The sequence below is a fragment of the Campylobacteraceae bacterium genome, from assembly GCA_013215945.1.
Lineage (GTDB): Bacteria > Campylobacterota > Campylobacteria > Campylobacterales > Arcobacteraceae > NORP36.
Genome location: JABSOM010000001.1, coordinates 112,148 through 132,810, shown reverse-complemented (window position 1 = coordinate 132,810; position 20,663 = coordinate 112,148). Strand labels below are relative to the sequence as shown.

Annotated in this window: 12 protein-coding genes; 4 read left to right on the top strand and 8 right to left on the bottom strand. The window is 26.9% G+C overall.

From position 1 onward, the window contains the following. Positions 1 to 104 precede the first annotated feature (104 nt). The 5 genes from HRT41_00610 to radC all read right to left on the bottom strand — a co-directional run bounded on the left by HRT41_00610 (position 105) and on the right by radC (position 7,345). Entirely contained in the window at positions 105 to 3,482 is a 3,378-nt protein-coding gene (locus tag HRT41_00610) for a DEAD/DEAH box helicase family protein (protein NQY22508.1), read from the bottom strand. A 12-nt stretch (positions 3,483 to 3,494) separates the two neighbouring features. Continuing rightward, positions 3,495 to 4,679: a restriction endonuclease subunit S gene (locus HRT41_00605; GenBank protein NQY22507.1), complete on the bottom strand. Its 1,185-nt coding sequence runs from the start codon at positions 4,677 to 4,679 to the stop codon at positions 3,495 to 3,497. Beyond that, positions 4,676 to 6,130 (bottom strand): SAM-dependent DNA methyltransferase, encoded by a 1,455-nt coding sequence (locus tag HRT41_00600; GenBank protein ID NQY22506.1) that lies wholly within the window; start codon positions 6,128 to 6,130, stop codon positions 4,676 to 4,678. Before HRT41_00600 ends, HRT41_00605 begins: the two co-directional genes overlap by 4 nt. 154 nt (positions 6,131 to 6,284) lie before the next feature. Further along, the gene (locus HRT41_00595) at positions 6,285 to 6,689 is read right to left on the bottom strand and encodes a type II toxin-antitoxin system PemK/MazF family toxin (protein ID NQY22505.1); all 405 of its coding nucleotides are present in this window, start codon (positions 6,687 to 6,689) and stop codon (positions 6,285 to 6,287) included. After that, positions 6,686 to 7,345, bottom strand: a complete 660-nt coding sequence (gene radC, locus HRT41_00590; GenBank protein ID NQY22504.1) for a DNA repair protein RadC — start codon at positions 7,343 to 7,345, stop codon at positions 6,686 to 6,688. Before radC ends, HRT41_00595 begins: the two co-directional genes overlap by 4 nt. 590 nt (positions 7,346 to 7,935) lie before the next feature. Between radC and HRT41_00585 the strand changes: the two genes are divergently transcribed. From HRT41_00585 to HRT41_00575, 3 genes are all read left to right on the top strand, one after another. After that, the gene (locus tag HRT41_00585) at positions 7,936 to 8,709 is read left to right on the top strand and encodes an alpha/beta hydrolase (GenBank protein ID NQY22503.1); all 774 of its coding nucleotides are present in this window, start codon (positions 7,936 to 7,938) and stop codon (positions 8,707 to 8,709) included. 194 nt (positions 8,710 to 8,903) lie between these two features. After that, a complete protein-coding gene (locus tag HRT41_00580) occupies positions 8,904 to 9,284 on the top strand; it encodes a helix-turn-helix transcriptional regulator (protein ID NQY22502.1) in 381 nt (126 codons plus the stop codon). 10 nt (positions 9,285 to 9,294) lie between these two features. Next, on the top strand, positions 9,295 to 9,894 hold the full coding sequence (locus tag HRT41_00575; GenBank protein ID NQY22501.1) for a mobile mystery protein B: 600 nt from the start codon (positions 9,295 to 9,297) through the stop codon (positions 9,892 to 9,894). A 614-nt stretch (positions 9,895 to 10,508) separates the two neighbouring features. Here HRT41_00575 and HRT41_00570 read toward each other — a convergent pair. Together HRT41_00570 and HRT41_00565 are read right to left on the bottom strand one after the other, a co-directional pair. Then, positions 10,509 to 10,856: a hypothetical protein gene (locus HRT41_00570; protein ID NQY22500.1), complete on the bottom strand. Its 348-nt coding sequence runs from the start codon at positions 10,854 to 10,856 to the stop codon at positions 10,509 to 10,511. Between the two features lie 77 nt (positions 10,857 to 10,933). After that, on the bottom strand, positions 10,934 to 12,697 hold the full coding sequence (locus tag HRT41_00565; GenBank protein NQY22499.1) for an EAL domain-containing protein: 1,764 nt from the start codon (positions 12,695 to 12,697) through the stop codon (positions 10,934 to 10,936). Between the two features lie 645 nt (positions 12,698 to 13,342). Here HRT41_00565 and HRT41_00560 point away from each other — a divergent pair. After that, positions 13,343 to 18,268, top strand: a complete 4,926-nt coding sequence (locus HRT41_00560) for a transporter substrate-binding domain-containing protein (GenBank protein ID NQY22498.1) — start codon at positions 13,343 to 13,345, stop codon at positions 18,266 to 18,268. 182 nt (positions 18,269 to 18,450) lie between these two features. Here HRT41_00560 and HRT41_00555 read toward each other — a convergent pair whose 3' ends face one another. After that, positions 18,451 to 20,541, bottom strand: coding sequence for a HAMP domain-containing protein (locus HRT41_00555; protein NQY22497.1), 2,091 nt, complete (start codon positions 20,539 to 20,541; stop codon positions 18,451 to 18,453). Between the last annotated feature and the right edge of the window lie 122 nt (positions 20,542 to 20,663).

Below are 20,663 nucleotides of genomic sequence, written 5' to 3'. Positions count from 1 at the left end.
AAATAAATAAAAAATCTAATTTGGCACTCTGTGAGTGCCAAATTGAGGAATGAAATATTAAGTGATATAAAAACTCTACACATTGTGTCGAATTTTATAAATAATTAGCTATATTCTACTTTTTCTTCTGCTACTAACAGATTATTATCTTTTGTGATTTCATAGTTATTTGAAATATAATCTTTATCATCAATCTTTTCAATTAATTTAATTACGCTTATTACTTCATCTTGCTCATTTTCATTTAATGAATCGTATATATTAGAAATAGGGTGGTTGTCATTACCTAAAAGGTCATTTATATTTTGTACTGAATTTTTGATATTTAAATATTGTTTTCCAAATACTATGTTTTTCACTTTATTCATGACTTCAATTTGTTTTGTACTATATTTGTTTTGTGATATGAAATTATCTAAAATTGTATTTGCTAACTCTTTTGAAGAGCTGTTTATAATACCTTTTATAAGATTATCAAAATCATAATTTTCGTTTATTTTATTATCAATATTTTCTTGAAGATTAAAAATAAAAGCTTTTAAATGATCAATGTCACCTTGGGTTATTAAAGGAGATTGTTCTAAGTCTTTTAATTTATGTAATTTCTTTAAATATTCTTCTATTACTTTTTGTGCTTCTGTTTGTATTGAAGCATTTTTTATATGAGAGCTTGAATCTATTTCTCTTACATTTATTACTTTATCAACAAAGATTGTTTTCACTATTTTCTCTTTTTTCTTTAAAGCAAGATTTGCTAAAGAAGATATATTTGTTTTTATTTTCTCAATTTCATTAATATTTGTGAACTCAAATGTATCTTTTATTATTGTGTTTATAAAATCTTTTTTTTCATTTACATCTTTAATATCTCTTGTTCTTAAAATACTTGCTTTTTCTTTTAAGTCTTTTATGTTTTTGTCATTGTTTTTTTCATTTAAAATATTTTCTTGTGTATTTAAAATAAGCATTTCAAATCTTTGTACTTCAAAATCATTAGGGTCTTCAATATATTGTGAAATAGTACTAATATCATTTAATAAATCATCATTTATATATTCAAAAGAGTTGTTTTGTAATTCTTGAATTAAAGGCTTGTGTTTTTTTACATAATATTCTTTTGCATTAATACATAAAATTTGCTGTTTTACTATTTCTTGAATACTATTCTTTAAATCACTTTTATCTAAAGACATTAGAAGTTTAACTCTTTTTAAAAATAGTCGCTCTTTTAGAGATTTATTAGCACTTGTTTTTAATCCTTCGGTTATTACATCAAAGTATGTAAAGTTCTGGCAAAAGTCAAAGATTTTAAATGAGTTCTTATCAACACCGTCTCCAAATACATTAGGACATAGTCTTGTTCCTCTTCCAATCATTTGCCAAAATTTAGTTTTTGATTTGATTGTTTTGAAAAAAACTAAGTTAAGTATTTCTGGTACATCAATTCCTGTATCTAACATATCTACACTAATTGCTATGTAAGGATTTCTTGAAGGGTTTTTAAAATCATCCATAAGTGAATCTACATGTGCTATTTCACTGTGTATTATTTGAGCGGTATCACTAATTTTAGGATATTTTAAATCAAAGATTTCTTTTATATATTCTGCATGTATTTGGTTCTTTGCAAAGATTATTGTTTTTCCTATTTTATTACCATCTTGAATATGTAATCCATATTCAAATAAATGCTCTAATACTTTTTCATTTGTATCTTTATTTAATATTCTTTTATTTATCTCTTTTGCTTCTATATTTTTTTCATCATCTTTTGTATCTTCATCAAATTCATTCTCAAACTTATCTTCAAACTCTTCTTTTTCATCAGAGCTTAATTCAGAATATTTAATACCTCTTGATACAATTCCTAAATCAATCTCAAAAGCTTCAAAATTAACTAAATATTTATCTTCTATTGCTTGATTAAGTGTGTATGAATCAGTAGGTTCTTCAAAATCTGTTTGAAAAAAGTCATATGTGTTTCTATGAATTTCATCTGTAGGAGTAGCAGTAAGTCCTAGTACAAGTGAGTCAAAATATTCAAATATTGCAGTATATTTTTTATATATACTTCTATGTGCTTCATCTACTATTATTAAATCAAAGAATCCACTGTTGTATTTGTTTTTTCGTATTAAATTATGAACCGTTTCATATGTTCCAAAATGCATACGATTTTGTAAATCTTTTTCTTCTACTAGATTAACAGATGTCTCGCTTAGAAATTTATCAAAGTTTTTTCTTGCTTGTTTTACTAACTCTTTTCTATCTGCTAAAAAAAGAACTTTTCTTACCCATGAGGCTTTTAATAAAATATCCGTAATACTAGCAGCTACTCTTGTTTTTCCAGAACCTGTTGCCATTACAAGCAATGCTCTTGTTTGTTTTGCTTCATAGTTTTTCAGCACTGATGTAATTGCTCTGTGTTGGTAATACCTATCTGTGATATCATCATTTATTCTAAAAGTTGAGGGTTTATTTATTTTAATAGCTTCTAATTTATTTAAAGCTCTTAATATTTCATTTTTTGGGAAAAAACTATGAATGGCTCTAAAAGGGTAGAGTTCATTTTTATACTCAATTACATGACCATTTGTTACAAATATTAGAACTTCTACTCCAAACTTCTTTTTTAAAGCATTTGCATATACTTGCGCTTGGTGTTTTCCTTTAGTTACATTTACAGATGTTCTTTTAGCTTCAATTACTGCTATTGGAATATCATCATTCCAAAGTACATAATCAGCATATCCAAATGAGCCATCTTCAAGTATAAGTTTATACTCTAATTCTTTTTTATTTTTAAAATTATCTACATCAAAACCAACATCTTTTAACTCTAAATCAATTAAGTTTTTTCTTGTAGTTTTTTCATCTATGTCTTTTACTTTGATAAGAGTTTGTTTTTTCTTTTGTTTTTCTTCTGGAGTTTTTAAATCTAGGGCATCTTGTAGTTTTTTAAGTTCTTTTACTAAGTATTCATTTTTTTCTAGTAGTTTTAAATCTTCGTTAGTTTGTTTTATAACGTCTTGTTTGTCTTCTTTTAGAGTTTGTGGTCTTTTTAGAACTTCATAATCACCTGAAATTTTATAATCACTATAAACCTCTACAATCCATCGTTGGAACTTGTATAAACATTTATTAGCATATAAGCTCTCTTTGTTACTTATACTTTGTGAACTATCATGAGTAGCTATGTTTCCTACTTTTCTAATATAATGAAGTTCATCTAATAAATAAGTAGGAAGAATATCTTGAAAGTCAGTATTTTTTAAATAAGAGTTTAGGTTTTCACTTGGGTCAAAGATTATTTTTTCATCTAAATCTTCATCAACTCTATAAACAAATTTTATAGAGTTCTCCAAAGCTTTTCGTGAATAAATAGCTGAAATCTCAGGATCGTCTAATACATTAGATTCAGCTTTTATACTTTGTGCTTGTAAAACTGCGAACTCATTTTCTAAAAAACTAAAGTTACTCATATTTAAACCTTTTTAGTTAAAACTTTTTTGTAGTAATGCTTTGAAATTTTCTTCTAGTTTGTTTAATTCTTCTTCATATAGACTTTTTTGTTCTTCTATTTTTTCTATTATTTTTGCGAATTTATTTTGTATATTTAAATCAGGAAATATAATTTTTATGTCTTTCACAATATTTAAATTTAGGTTTTTCTGATTTCCACCTCTTGATAAACTTCTTATATGACTATACATATTTTCAAGTAATGAGAATAAAAAAACAGTATTATATGTATCATTTTTAAGTATGGCACAAAATGCTTGATTTATTGTACTTTTATTTTTTAATAGTGCAACTTTTCCTCTAGTTTTTCCTTGTCCATACATCGCCATAAGAATTGTGTCAGGTTCAAATTTTTGTAGATTGTTTTTTTCTACTGCATAAACTGTTATTTTTTCATTTGTATCATAAATAAATCTTGAATTAACTTCAGTAGTAGTTGCCCATAATTCAGTTCCTTCCTTCCAAAAGATAGGATTATCTCTTGATGGAGTTTTTCCAGTTTTTACATTAGTAAACTCTGAAATTTTTTTCAATTTTATTTTCTTAGGATTAGAAACTGGGTCACCAAACATATCAATAAAAACAGATTTTGAAAGTTCATCTAGTTTTTTTATTGACTCTTTTCGCAAAGATATCAGCTCTTGTGCTTTATCCAAAACAGAAGCAATCTCTTTTTGTTTTGTAAGTGTTGGTAAATGCAGCTTGATTTTTTTTATATGACTTGGGCCAAAATTCAACTGTGCGGAACCCGTTATCAACTTACCTATTTGTTTTTTAAAACTAGTTGTCATCAAAAAGTAATAAAAGAAATTTATATGTAGTTTATTTTCATCTAGTGACTTGAATCTCATAGTACTAGTATTTAAACATAATGGTAAATCACTTTCAGTGATAAAAGAAATTTTATTATGAAAATTATTAATAACTATACCAGAACAAGCTATGAGTAAATCGCCATCATCAACTAAAAAATGACTATATTTCTGATAAGCTTCTTCTTCTGAAATGTATTTTTTTGTAGTGCTTAAATTAATCTTGTTATTATTTATATTTCCTACATTTAAAAGCTTTACCCCTTTATTTGTAAATTGCGATTTTCTGACACCTGGACCTTCTTGAAAAAATAATACATCAGGGATAGTAACCATCTTATTCAAATCAAGTCACCTAGTTCATCTATACCTTTACTTATCTTCTTATTGATAACTTTTATTTCTTTTAATATATCTTGTGGTTTTTCGTATTCTACTGTTTCATAAACTATTTCTTTGTATCTATTAATACTCAAATCAAAGTCATTTTCTTCTATCTCTTTTATTGGAACTAAAAAGCTTTTAGATGTTCTTTTATTGTCTTTTTCATTTTTTAGATTTTCATATCTATTTAAAATATCAGGTATATCAGAACCTTCACAAGGATCTCTATTATCATTTAATGTAAATCCATCATTTGTCATATCATAAAACCAAACATTATCATTTTTATGACCATTTGTTTTAGTAAAAAGCATAATTGCAGTACTAACTCCTGCATAAGGTTTAAATACTCCAGAAGGCATAGATATAATTGCATCTAGTTGTTGATTTGAAACTATTTCAGCTCTTAATTCTTTATGTGCTTTTGTTGAACCAAAAAGCACGCCATCAGGAATAATAACAGCACATTTTCCACCAATTTTAAGAGATTTTAAAATCAATGATATAAATAATAGTTCCGTTTTTTTAGTTTTTGCTACATCTAAAATAGGTTTTGCCACTTCATCAAAATCTAATGAACCTTTAAAAGGAGGATTTGCTAAGATTAAATCATATTTTTCTTCTTCATTTATATCAAACTTTGATAGTGCATCATTGTTTAAAATATGAGCAGCTTGGATATTATGAAGCATCATATTCATTGAAGCAATTCTTGCCATTGAAATATCAAAATCATTTCCATAAAAAAGATTTTCAAACTCTTTAGTATTTAATTCATCTAAAACTTCAGCTCTACTTTCTTTAATATATTCAATAGAATTAATTAAAAAACCAGCAGTACCACAAGCAGGATCATATATTTTATACTCACTTGTAATATTTGCATTTTTAAGCATTAAAGTAGTCATCATTTTAATAATATGACGGGGAGTTCTAAACTGTCCATTAGTACCAGCACTTGCTAGTTTTGAAAGTAAGTACTCATATAAATCACCCTTAATATCTTTATCTTCAAGATTAAGCTCATGAATTAAATCCACAACTTTTTGAAGTAGTTTTGATGTAGGAATTAAAAAACTTGCATCTTTCATATAATGAGAAAATGAACTTTGATTTGAAGATAAGTTTTTAATAAAATCAAATACATCATCTTTAAAGATTTTATACATATCTTCTGATGTTTTATCTTTTAAAGTATCCCATCTTAAGTGCTGTTTATTTGAAGGAAAGATATCAATAACAGTATCATCAAGTTTCTTTTTTTGAGTAATTTTCTTTTGGGCAGTATCTAAGCTTCTTATAAATATAAGATAAGTAAATTGTTCAATAACTGTCAAAGGATTAGAAATCCCACCAGTTCTAAATGTTTGCCATATTTTATCAACATTACTTTTTAGTTCATTTGTAATCATTATTATCCATTTGTATTTTGTTTTAAATTTTGAAATAATTTTACTATAACTAAGTAACTATTTTGCTTGAAAATTTGTTATTTTATTGATATTGACTAAAATGTATATATTTGATATAATTACGCATAATTCGCCTTCGGGCACACCCACTTTTTTAAGTGGGGCTAATAATATTTTTTAGTTTAACTACTATTTCAGCAAAATCATCTTTATTTATCATTCCTATTTTATTCATCAGTCTTTTTATGCTAAATACTTTTATTTGTAAAATCATTGCAGAATTTAAAACCTCTCCATTTTGTTTGTTTTTATATTTAAAACTATGAAAATAATCATTGCTTTTAATTGTACTAGTAAGAGGGACTCCTATAAATAAATCGTTTGTTAATTTGTTTATAATAATTACAGGTCTTGCAAAATTCTTATCTTTTCCATACTCTTCACTTCCAATATTTAATCCTATTTTTGCCCAAAATATTTCACGAGGTTTAATACCTATTTTTCTATTATTCTCATCGCAAACTTTTTTAATTTCATTCCATTTATCAAATTCTTTCATAACAGTTCCTCATCTTTAAACGATAAAAATCCATTCTTTGTAATAATAATATGATCTAATAGTTCAATACCTAAGAGTATTCCACATTCTTTGAGCCTTGAAGTTATATTTATGTCTTGAGTACTTGCTTTTAACACTCCACTTGGATGATTATGAGCTATTATTATGCTATTGGCCCTGTCTTCTAGTGCTGGGCTAAATACTTCTCTTGGATGAACCAAGGATTGATTTAATATACCTATACTTATGACTCTTTTTTTTATTATCTCATTCGCACCATTTAGTGTGATTAAAATAAAATATTCTTGTTGTTTGTTTTTGTATTCTTGCAGTTCTATATAAACATCACTGGCTTTTGTGATTTTAGCTTCGTGATGAGTTAAATATCTAGAAAAAAGCTCGTAAGAGGATAATAAAGTAGCTATTTTAGCTTTTCCTAAGCCTTTGATTTTAATCAAGTTTTCATAGTTTAAATTCTCTAAGTCATTATTGATAAGTTTTGTTACTTCTTTAGACAATACTAAAACATCTTTGTCTTTTGTTCCACTGGCAAAAATAACAGCAAAGAGTTCATATTCTTTTAAAGCTTTTGCCCCTTTTTTAAGAAGTTTTTCTCTGGGTTTATCAATATTTTCAAGTTCAATAATCTTTTTCATTTCTTTGCTTAATAATTAAATTTATTATATATTGTAGCAAATAAATACAATACTTACATCGTAAGTTAATAAAAATTAAAAATCACAACTCTAAAATAGGATTATTTTTTATAAAAAATGTATATGTAGATAATATTTAGTAAAAAAACAATCTTTCACAAGGCTCTTCCCCTGACTTTGTGAAAGCTAAATCTTTTTATTTTTTAACGGAAATAGGCGTGGACTGTTCGAGCGTGAAGAAATGTGCTCTTTAGCACATTTTCTCACAGAGAGTGCAAGCACAAGAGTAGGTTCCAGAGCCTAGTTAAACAAATAAAAACATTTAGGGACCCGAAGGGCTTTATCAATGTGTCAGTTGCTTTCTTGTTTCTTCTTTTCAAGAAAAGAAGAAAAAAAAGCGCAAAGGTAACTTTGTATGAGCTCTTTGTAAAATAAATATAAGAGTCATATTTACTCTTTTACCTGAATCCTTATTATCAAATAGAGCTCTTTAGAAACTTAATTAAAAGTTTTCAAATTTTGTCTTTAATTTATTCTTGCTAAGAGGATAGATGTTAGAATAGTATTACTTAATACTATAAGGAGATTAGATGTTTGGAATACTTAAAACTTTACTATTTTTAATTTTATTCTTTTATTTACTTTCTGCAATTATTCTTTATATTTTTCAAAGAACTTTTATTTATTTTCCTTCTGCTTTTGTAACTCATGATTTTAAGAATGAAGTGTTCTTAAATGAAGGGGAGAGTATTAATGTTATTGTTTTGAATGAAAACAAAAAAAAGGCTCTTGTGTATTTTGGTGGTAATGCAGAAGCAGTTGTATACTCTGCTTTATCTTTGCAAGTGTTATTTCCTGATCATAGTGTGTATTTAGTTAATTATCGTGGATACGGTGGCAGTACTGGAACGCCCAAGGAAAAAGCACTTTTTTCGGATGCTTTATATATTTACGATGAACTTATCAAAAAACACGCTTCTATTTCTATTATGGGAAGAAGTCTGGGATCTGGCATTGCCACCTATTTAGCTTCCAAAAGAAGTATTGATAAATTAATTTTAATTACGCCTTATGACAGTATTCAAAAGCTTGCACAAAAGAGATTTCCTCTTTATCCTATGGCTCTTTTATTAAAAGACAAATACGATTCTATAAAAAGAATTAATAAAATAAAAGGAAAAGTACTTATAATAATGGCACAAAATGATAAAACAATACCTTTTAAACATTCCCAAAACTTAATAAAAAACTTTCCAAAAGAACAAATTACAGTAAAAATGATTTTAAATAAAGAACACAATGATTTATCAAACGACAAAGAATATGATGCAGTTATAAAAGCTTTTATTCAAAATGATAAATAATTGCGAGAACTGAATCGGAAGTGATGTAAGTAAAACAATCTTTCAAAAGGCTCTTTCCCCTGACTTTGATAAAGCTAAATCTTTTTATTTTTTACCTTATTGCAAAGATATTTGACTTTTACAGTCACTTATGACATAATAGAAGTATTAAAAGGTCATTTATGACCTATTATATTATTTGATAAGGTTTTATTATGACTAGATTACAACTATTAGAAAGAGTAAAAGCAAGAAGAAAAGAACTAGGGATTACAATAGATAATCTTGCTCAAATATCACACTTAGGGTATAAGACATTATCAAGATTTTTTGCAGGTTCAGATGTAAAATTGAGTACTGTTGAAAAAGTGACCCAAGTATTAGGTTTAGATTTTGCAGGAAATGAAACAGTTAGTATTGATGATTTAAGAGATAAAAGAGCAGAAAAAAAAGCTATATATATTATTTCTTTAGTTCAAGATACTTCTGCGCTGGAAATGCAAGGTTTAGAAAGCGATGCTATTAAAATTTTAATTGCAGATACAAAAAAAGAGTTTCTTGTAGGAGAATACAAGAAAAACTTATGGGCAAGTTAATTAAATCAATATGAAAGATACAACAAAAATAAAAGGTGCAACATATAATGATGATATATCTGGTTTATTACTTGATACATCTAAACAATATACGATTCAAGATATTTATGTTTATGAAGCTAAAAATATAACAAAAGCTACATTAAAATATTTATCAGCAAAACCTGATAATAAAATGGCACCATTATCTTTTGAATGGTTTGTATTCTTGCATAAAGAAATGTTTGGAGATGTTTGGGACTGGGCAGGTAAATTAAGACAAGTAGAGTTAAGTATAGGAGTAAAAGCTTATTTAGTTTCTACTGAATTAAAAAAACTAGTAGATGACTTAGAATACTGGCATAAAAATAAAAGTTTCGAAGTAATAGAAATTGCTGCTAGAACTCATCATCGAGCAGTACAAATTCATCCATTTAAAAATGGTAATGGTAGATGGTCAAGAATGATTGCTAATATATATTTAAAACAAAATGGTTTAAGTCCCACTAAGTGGAATGAAAATCTTTTGGCAAAAGTAAATCTTCATAGAGATGATTATATTAATTCACTAAAAGAAGCAGATAATGGAGATTATAGTAAATTAATTCAATTACAAAGTAATAGAATTTGACAAGAGTTCAGGGGAAACAATATTAAATTATTGCACTAGTATCTTGAACATACATTTGAGGATTAAAAAGGGCAGAACCACTCTTCATATTAATCTAGAAAATTGAATTGTTTTTTTATAAGAAGTGATGTAAACATATAGAATACTTAGTAAGTAAAACAATCTTTCAAAAGGCTCTTCCTCCTGACTTTGAGAAAGCTAGATCTTTTTATTTTTTAACGGAAAAAGGCGAGGATTGTTCGAGCGTGAAGAAATGTGCTCTTTAGCACATTTTAGTAGGTTCCACAGTCTAGTTAACAAATAAAAATATTTAGGCACCCGAAGGGCTTTATCAACTCGTCAGTTGCTTTCTTGTTTCTTCTTTTCAAGAAAAGAAGATGCCGGAATGTAATGACTAAATTCTGCTTGCAGACCAAAAAAAGCGCAAAGGTTACTTTGTATGAGCTCTTTAGTAATAACGAGAGTAAATATGAAAGATAACTTATGATACGTAAATTATTTTTGTTTTAGTACTTTTGCATTTGTTTCTTTTATGCTGTCATACTTATCTGACATAAGTACAAACATATAAGCAAAAGAAGATAGAATCACTATAATTATTACAATATTTCTCATTATTTTTCTTTCTTGTTTTTTGAGGTTTTTATACTTGAAATAAGAAAACTTTTACAGTTTTTTATAAATACAAAGGTAAAAACACATAAGCTAAAAGTAATAAGAAGAAGGGCGTTTACAGCACTAGGAAAGAGGCCTAAACTTGATGCTAGAAGCAAAATACTTAGACTTATAATGAAAGGGAAAACCATTTTGATAAGAAGTGAGAACGTACTGGAAGAAAAAATCAGAAGTTTTATACTTGCATAAACGCCAGTACTCATATACGTTAAAAGTTCATCATGCCCTTCAAGTGTTTTTATATTAAATGTAAAAGTATTCATTTCTTTATGTATTTTGCCAAACATTTATATCCCTAAATTATTCAAAAATTTAGCTTTAGTCTACTTTAATTTTGCACTGTTTTTGATTAAACATTACATTCTTAAGCTTGCTTTAAATATCTGGCTTTTTTATGCAAAAATTCTGTCATATCCTCGCTTGAAAGAGGTTTAGAATACAAATAACCTTGAATCACGTTACAGCCATTTTCTAACATAAACTCTTTTTGTTCGTTTGTTTCTATACCTTCTGCAATGACTTCTAGGTTTAAACTCTTGCATAAAGTAATAATTGTTTTACTAATAGCTGCATCTTGAATATCTTTTGGCAGATTATTAACAAATGATTTGTCAATTTTTAATTTATTAATAGGAAGGTTTCTAAGATAAGAAAGGGACGAATAGCCCGTTCCAAAATCATCAATTGCAATTGAAATACCTAAGTTATTAAGATCTTGTAAAAGTTGGATTGCTTTACTGGGATTTTGCATAATTTGACTTTCTGTGATTTCAAATTCAATACACTCATAAGCGCATTTTTCATCACTTAACAATTTTTTAATAAAGCTGATTAAATCATCTTTCTCAAGCTGTTTTATTGCCAGATTAAGAGAAAGTTTTCCTGTTTCAAATCCTTGGTCATGCCAGATTTTTAATTGGGCTAATGCTTTTTTCATAACAATTCTATCCAGTTCTATAATCATGCCACTTGCTTCTGCAAGAGGTATGAATTTATCAGGAGATATTAATCCAAGCGTTGGGTGATTCCATCTAACCAGCGCTTCCATACCAACTAAGGTATTATCATTGGCATCTATTTGGGGTTGATAATAAACAATGAGTTCATCCTCTTTTAAAGCTTGTCGTAGTGCAGTTTTTAAAAGTACTCTTTGCAATGCTTTTATTGTCATTTCTTCATCATAAAAACAGTAGTTACTATAATCATCTTTTTTTGCTTCATACATAGCTGCACTAGAGTTTCTTAAGAGTGTGTTTGAGTCATACCCATCACTTGGATAGATGGAAGCACCTATACTTATGGTTGTGTAAAGCAAATTATCACCTACAAGAAAAGGTTCTTTAAAAAGTTTTAGAATATTGTTTATAAAAGAAGAAATATCCTCAAGGCTTTGTATATCATTTAAAATAATAGTAAATTCATCTCCCCCTAGTCTTGAAAGGGTGTCACTGTCTCTTATTTTACTTTTTATTCTTTGTGCTACTTGCACGAGTATTTCATCTCCTACTTGATGGCCTAGAGAATCATTTATTTCTTTAAAACTATCCAAATCTATGAATAAAATGGCCAGTTTATTGCGGTGTCGTCTTGAAAATTTAATTGCTTGTTCCAATCTGTCTAAAAAAAGAACTTTATTGGGCAAAGAAGTCAAAGAATCATAGTTCATTTGATATTCTAATTCTTTTTTTTGTATGTCCAATATTTTCAAACTTTTTTCCAGATCTTGGTGCGTACTTTTTAATTCCAGTTCTTGTGTTTTTTGTTCTGATATGTCAATATCCAAACAAAACATTTCTGGAGAGTCACTGTTTTCACCCAACATAATGTGTGAAGAATATACAAAGATACTAGAACCATCTTTTTTATGTAACAATAATTCACCTGAAGGAATAGGAACTCCTTTTTGGCACCAGTTTGCATGAAATAGAATTAAATCCTCTTTCATATAACTAGGAATAATTAGATCTTCAAGTTTTTTTCCAAGAGCTTCTTGTTCTAAAAAACCATACATATCTTCACTTGCTTTATTCCAGTAGATAACTTCTCTGTTTTTATTATATCCTTGAACTGCTATATTTGGTATTTTACTAATGAGCTCAAGAAATTTGCTTTCATTATCGTAAATCATAGGCTTTTCCTATCAGAACATATTTGATATTAAAAGTTTATCATGGCTAGACTTGCGCAATATTAATTTATAAGGTAGTTCAATTTCATTATACTTATTGGGAATTTATTTAGAATAATGGTAAAAATAAAATTACTAATATTCTTTAAAATGGTAGTAAATAAGCTGTACATAGTCTTTAGATTATAAATATGAAACTTTAGTATGCTTTTTATATAATTTTATCCTTAAATGATACACAGAATGGAATAAAATTATTTTTATCCATTATATATTTACTTGTTAATATATATATTGATACAGAGTGTGCTTGCTTTGAACATAAATTTTATCTAATAATCTTTTATCTTTCAAGTATGAATAAAATTATCTTTTTTTTAAATAGAATGATAATTAATAGAAAAGGCTTGTTCAAATTGAATCTTTTTTATTTAAGGTTACTAAAATTATTTTTATTTTATTCTGATAGAAAATTTGGATATTTTCTATCAAGAGTAGCTTGAAATAGATGTGTAAAGAGCAAGATGAAGTAAATATTACTAAAATACTTACAGCTTCATAAATCTTTTAAATATATTATTTTTATTATTATTTTTAAAGTTTATTTAACTAATATATAATATGTAATATCTAAGAAGGAATAATGTGAAAAATTTTGTAAAATATTTTTTAATTATGTCTATATTGTTCTCTTCTTCTTTATTTGCCAAAACATTAAAAATTGCAACTCCTTCTGATATCCCACCTTATTCTTTTATTAATGCTGAAAACGAAATTTCGGGAATGTTTATTGATTATTGGCGTTTGTGGTCAGAGAAAACGGGTGTTAAAATTAAGTTTATCCCCTCTTTTTGGAATGAAACCTTAGATAATATAAAAAATAAAAAAGTTGATATTCATTCTGGTTTATTTAAAACGAAAAATAGAAAAGAGTATTTGAAATATTTAAATGCAATTTATAATGTGAATTCCAGTATTTTTGTATTAAAAAACAAAAATATACATACAATAAGTGAGCTAAATGGAAAAACCCTTGGTTTCTTAAAAGGAACATATTTTGAAACATATTTTGCCAAGAACTATCCTTTAATACATACCAAAACATATCTTGATTATAAAGATTTTAAAGAAGATGTAATGAACAATAAAATAGATGCGTTCATTGATGATGATATTATTACATGGATGAATATCATTAGATATTTTGATTACAATAAAGTTAAAAAAATAGAAGATTTTTCTTTGAATAAGTCGTTTTATGCTGCTATTAAAAAAAATGATAAAAACTTAGAAAAAATTGTACTTGAGGGTATGAATAAAATTAATACGAAAGATTTGATAAAATTAGAAAAAAAATGGATTATAAATAAAGACCAGCATTCCCTTTCTTTGATAAAAGAAAATGATATTTTAAGCCTTGAAGAAAGAATATATTTAAAGAAGAATACAAATGTTAGTCTTGCTTTATTAAAAGACTGGAAGCGTATGAGTTTTTATAATAAAAAAATGGAAATATCTGGTTTTCATGTAGATTTATTAAATCAAATAAATGAAAATCTAAATAGCAAAATAGGATATAAGGTATTTGATTCCTGGTCAAAAGCGTATAAAGCCAGTAAAAACGGCCAAAGTAATGGAATATTTGGTTTATCTTGGACAAAAGAAAGAGAAGAGTTTTTTTCCTATTCTTCTGCATATTTTTTTTCCCCAATGTATTTAGTGACCAGAAAGTCAGATACTTCTATTCAAGATATAGAAAACCTTGATAATAAAATAGCAATTGTTCATAATAACTCAATAGCTGAGGACATACTTCAAAAAAAACAAAAAAATGTAAAAATTATATATTCCAACAATCAAATAGACATACTCAATAAGATTAAAGATAAAACGGCTGATTTTACTATTCAAGATGATCCACATGAATATGATTTAGAAAAATACAAACTTCAAATTAAAAAAATGTTTTTTCTTAAAGAGGGTGAATTCCATATTGGAACAAAAATAAATGATAAAATTTTTACCTCTATTATTGATAAAGGTCTTAGATCTATTAGTAAAAAACAAATGCAAATAATTAAAAATAAGTGGGCAAATCAAAAGATAAAAAATTCTGTTTTTACGAATGAAGAATTAAAATATATAAAAAATTCCCCTGTTCTTAATATTGGAATTGAAGAGTGGAAACCGGTTCTTTATGCTACTGATGCTAATAAAATGGGAGGTTTAGCCGGAGAAATCTTGGAACTCATTTTTAAAAAATCATCTTTAAAAATCAACTTAGTTAATAATAACTGGAATAATTTATTAAACGATTTTAAAGATAAAAAGATTGATATTTTACCTGTGGTGTATTATGTAAAAGAGAGGGAGTCTTTTGGATTATACAGCGATCCGTATATTAGTATCCAGGATTATATTTATGTAAAAGAAGAGAATAAAGATGTCTCTTCTTTCAAAGATCTAAAAGGGAAAAAAATTGCTCTTGTAAAAGGTTATGCAAGTGTAGGTTTTATAAAAGAAAAATTTCCAGCTATAAATATAATAGAAACATCAAGTGTGGAAGAGTCTATTTTAAAACTTATTAATAATGAAGTAGATGCTATTTTTGAATCTCAAATTGTAGTTGAGCATAAATTGAATGAATTATTAATTAAAGGCTTAAGAGCAATTCGGCAAAGCGAGATTAAAATAAATCAAATACATATGTTTTCTAAAAAAGATGATTTTATCTTGCAAAGTATTTTACAGAAGTCTTTATATCTGATTTCAACAGAAGAGAAAAATAGAATTATCTCAAAATGGTTAAAAAAAGAAAAAATAAAAAAAGAGCTAAATATTATATTTGATAAAAAAAGAGAACCTTTTATCTTTTCTAATTCGTATTTAAAAGGAATTGAATTCGATTTAATTAAAGAAGTTTTTAAAGACTATAAAACAAAAATCAATTATTCTAGTTCAAATTATGAGAATATTTACAATACTTTTAAAAATAATGATTCCTTTGATATGCTTTCTTCTATTAAAGAAAGAAACGATGAATTTTATTATTCAAATGATTTTATTACTTTAAGTAATGTTTTTATTACAAGGGTAAAAGATAATATTACGATTAACAGTGTAAAAGATTTAAAAGACAAAAAAATAGTAGCATTTCCCAATGCCCACATGTTTTCTAGTAAAGAATTTTATTCTATGTTCAAGCCTGAAACAAGAGAAGATAACTATACAGAAGAAGAGGATCACAAAGCAATAAAACTTTTTTTAGATAAAAAAGTTGATATTATATTAATGGACAATAATATTTTTAAATGGCACTTGAAATATATGAGTAATACCCAATTATCTGAGTATAAATTTAATTATCTTAAGGGCTCGAATAATACCTTGAAACTTGCTTTTAAAAATGAAAATCTACGAAATATATTTAATAAGAATTTAGAAAAAATCAAAGAATCAGGTACTTATCAAAAAATTATCAATTCTTATATCTTATATGATAAAAAAGCTAAAGTTGAAGTACTTACGCTTTTATCCAAACTCTTGTCAAAATACATCTTTGATCATAATACGCTTGAAATTAAAAATATTATAAATATTTTTACTTCAATGTTTTATATCAAAAACATTGAAGTTTATGATAATAATGAACTTTTATATTCTTCTTCAAAAGAAGTACTGAAAGAGGCAATGATTTTTGATAGTTTTTATTTCCTTTATAATCATCCTACTAAAGTAGGTTATTTAAAGCTCACTTTTAATGAAAAACTATTATCCTCTTCAACCCTTATTCCTGATATAAACAAGTTTAAAAATCTTCTCTCGTATGAATATGTAAAAAATATATATAGGGAGTTTTCTTATTTATCAAACAAAATTGAATTTTCAAAAAAAGAGAAACTTTTTATCAAAAATAATCCCATTATTAGATTTTCTGAAACTAATTTAGAACCTTTGGTTTTTATCAATGGAGATAAAATAATTGGTTTAGTAATGGAATATATCAAAATAATAGAAGATACAACATCCTTAAAATTTGAGTTTGTTAAAAAAGATACACGACTCGATGTCATAAAAGGTTTTGAAAACAAAGAATTAGATATTTTACCTTCTTATTCAAATTTAGCATTAAAAATAAATGATGCAGTTTTGTCAAATATTTATGAACGTTTTAACTATATTCTTGTGACAAAAGAGGATGAGAATTTTACTAATAATATAAACGATTTAAAAAATAAAACCTTGGTGTTGCCTAAAGATTTGACTGCCTATCATTTTATTAAAGAAAACTATCCTTTTATAAAAATAATTGAGACCAATACACTTAAAGAAGCTTTTGACTTAGTTGCTAAAAATAAAACGTATGCAACGATAGAACACTCTGCAATTGCATCGTATTATATTAAAAATTTTTTTCCCTCTTTAAAAATAACAGGTGTATTAGAGAATAAATATCAGCACAGTTTTTTAGTACAAAAAAACAAAACGGAGCTTTTATCTATTATAAATAAAGTCCTTGACTCTATTAGTTTTGAGAAAAAAAATGAGATAAGACATAAATGGATTAAAACAAAAATAAATACAGCCGTAGATTATGAAATCATCTATGAAATGATTTTTGTTTTTGTGCTCATTTTATCAATCATTTTATATTTTTTAAATAAAATATCTAAAAATAAAAATCACATAGAAAAAATAAATCTTAAACTAAATGCGAGTGTAGAAGACTTATCTCTTATAAAAGATGAACTTGAAGATTCAAATGAAGAATTACAAAGTACTATTGAAAATTTAAAACAGACACAAGAACAATTAATTGATGCAGAAAAAATGGCATCTTTAGGAAGTTTGGTAGCGGGTGTGGCACATGAAATTAATACCCCAATAGGCATAGGGCTAACAGGAATATCTCATTTGGAAGAGCTTACCTCTGAAATTAGTAAAGAATATAGTAATCAAAAAATGACGCAAAGTGAGTTCGAAGAATATTTAGACAATAGCAAAGAATTGAGTTTTTTAATACATAGAAATCTTGAAAAAGCAGCGGCACTGGTACGCTCTTTTAAACAAGTTGCTGTGGATCAAAGTAGTGAAGAAAAAAGAGAGTTTAATTTAAAAAAATACTTAGATGAAATATTACAAAGTATTCATTCAGTGACTAAAAAATCAAATATTAAGATAAATATATCTTGCCCCAATGATATAAAAATAAATTCTTATGCCGGTGCTTATTCTCAAATTATTACAAATTTAATAATGAATTCACTTATACATGGTTTTAAAGAAAAAGAAGAAGGTGAGATAAGTATTACTGTTTTAAAAGATCAAAATGAGTTAAAAATTATTTATAAAGACAATGGAAAAGGGATAAAAAAAGAAAACCTTAGTAAAATATTTGATCCATTTTTTACAACAAATAGAAATAATGGTGGCTCAGGTTTAGGACTAAATATCATATACAATATTATTGTATCCAGATTAAATGGTAGTATTAAGTGTTTAAGTCAAGAAAATAAGGGAGTAGAATTTATTATTCTATTAAAACTAACTAATAGTACAAATACTCAGTAAATGATGTTAAGGATTTTACTAGATTGTTAGATATCTGAAAGCCAAGATATGAACCTTGTTTTAATACAGCCCTTAAAAGTACATGAAAACTAAGTTATATTCTTATGTTATTTAATAAATTATTTTGACACTGTTTTCTTGAAGTTCATTAATTCTTCAACTCTTTTATAAATAGGAGGAGCTTAAAAGCTCTCCCATTCTTCATTGTTCTTGTTTTCACGTATTTCTTTATTGGCTGGTTTTATTGTTGTTCTTGAGTGAGGGGCTCTTCTTTCTTCGTATTTAATCGTGCTAATATTTTCAGATGGTTTTTCAAGCATATTTTTACTTACCATTGTATCTTTTCCTATAAACTCTTTTTTGTTTGCATTGGAGACAATAAGTTTTGCAATGTTATCTGTTTGATTGGCGATATCTTGAGTTTTACTTGAAATAGCAGCATTCTCTTGCGTTTTTTTATCAAGTGACGCCACTGCAGCATTGATTTGTTCAATACCTGTTTGTTGTTCTTTACTGGCACTCTCAACATCTTTTATTAAACTAATTGTTTTAGAGATATTGCCATTAAGCTCAGAATACCCAATACTCATTTTAGCTGCTATTGATTTACCATCATTTGCTTTTTTAGTTGCATTTTCTACGAGGGCCTTTATTTCATTTGCTGCTTCTGCTGATCTTGATGCCAGATTTCTGACCTCTTGAGCTACAACGGCAAACCCTTTACCTGCTTCCCCTGCAGTTGCAGCTTCAACAGCAGCATTAAGAGAAAGAATATTTGTTTGAAAGGCGATTTGATCAATGACGGATATCGCATCATTAATAGCACTTACTTGTTTATCTATTTCATTCATGGCTGTAGTTGTTTGTCCTGCTAAGGACTCTCCTTCTTTAGCCGAAGTATTTAAGGCGTTTGCATAACCTGCCATTTCTACTACATTTTGCGTATTACTAATAATACTGGCCGTCATTTCTTCTAGCGCTGCTGATGTTTCTTCAAGAGCACTCGCTGATTCATTTGAATTATTATTTAAGATATTTACATTTTCCAGTAAAACTTCACTACTGTTGCCAAGGGTTAAACCATTGTCTTTATTCTCTACTAACATTTCATTAATAATATCTGCGAGGGCATTTAACCCTTCTGCTGTTTTTCCCGTTTCTCCTTGAATTCTATGAGTAAAATCAAGTTGTTGGTATGACTTAAGTGCATCAGTAACTTTATTTAAATCTTCTGTTACATTTTTAGCCATTACTGCTAACATTTCATTAATAATTGTTTTTAACTCTTCAAGTCCTACGTTTTCCGTTGATTTTTTAACCGTTTGTTTAATCTTGCCATCTTTTACAAGAGAAACAACTCTTTTTACATCATCAATTAATGCAGCATCTTGGTCTTTTAAGGATTTGATTTTTGTGATGTTTTGATTAACGGCATGTGCCATTTCACCAATTTCATCATTCGTATGCACATCAATGGTTCCAGAATATTCTGTTTCATTGTTTAAATATTTAAAGAAATTAATTAATGAATCTTTGAAAATATACATATTAGGAATTAATTTTCTATTAACATAAAATAAAAACGCGAAGAATAAAAACGCAAATCCAGAAAAGATAAATAAGATCAATAAATAGTTTGCATTGGTTTCACTGGCACTTTGCACTTCTTTTGATGTTCTTTCATCAAGTGCAGCCATAAAATCATCAATTGGTTTTACAATTTTTGCTTTTTCAGCATGGTATTTATTAGAGTGTGTAAGTTTAACTGCCAGCGCATTATCTGGGTTCTTTTTAATTGTGAACTTACCATTTGCATCCTCAAATAAACCTTTTGCAGCATTCATTGCTACTGTCTCTAATTGTATAAGGTCATTGGAATTCTTTTGTGCTTCGGCTAAATATGCGAACTCTGCTTTTGTAAATCCAGCATCTTTCATCATTTTATTTAAGGATATCTTTTCCCCATCAGGTTTAGGTTTTTGTCCATATTCTAATACTAAATCCCAGTAGATTCTATTGTAATTTTGAGGTCTTTCTTTCTCTCCATTTCTAATATTAATAATATCCCAGTACATCTTTTCGTATTTAGAATCACTTGTAGCAGAAAATGTTCGAGCTAACCTCGTTAAATCATCAGAACTTTGCCTCATTTCATACGCTAATAATAGCGACTGTACTTTTCTATCTTGAATTTTTTTAACTTCACTTGCCTGATTATTAATCAAACTTACTAAAAATAATATTGTAGCGATTACTACAACTCCAGCTAACATTAAAGATCGTAAAAATAGTTTGAAACTCATGACATATCTCCTATTTATAATTTTTAAAATACTGAAAATAGACGTATTTTTTATTATGTAACTTAGAGTATTCTCTAAATAAACTTTTGATA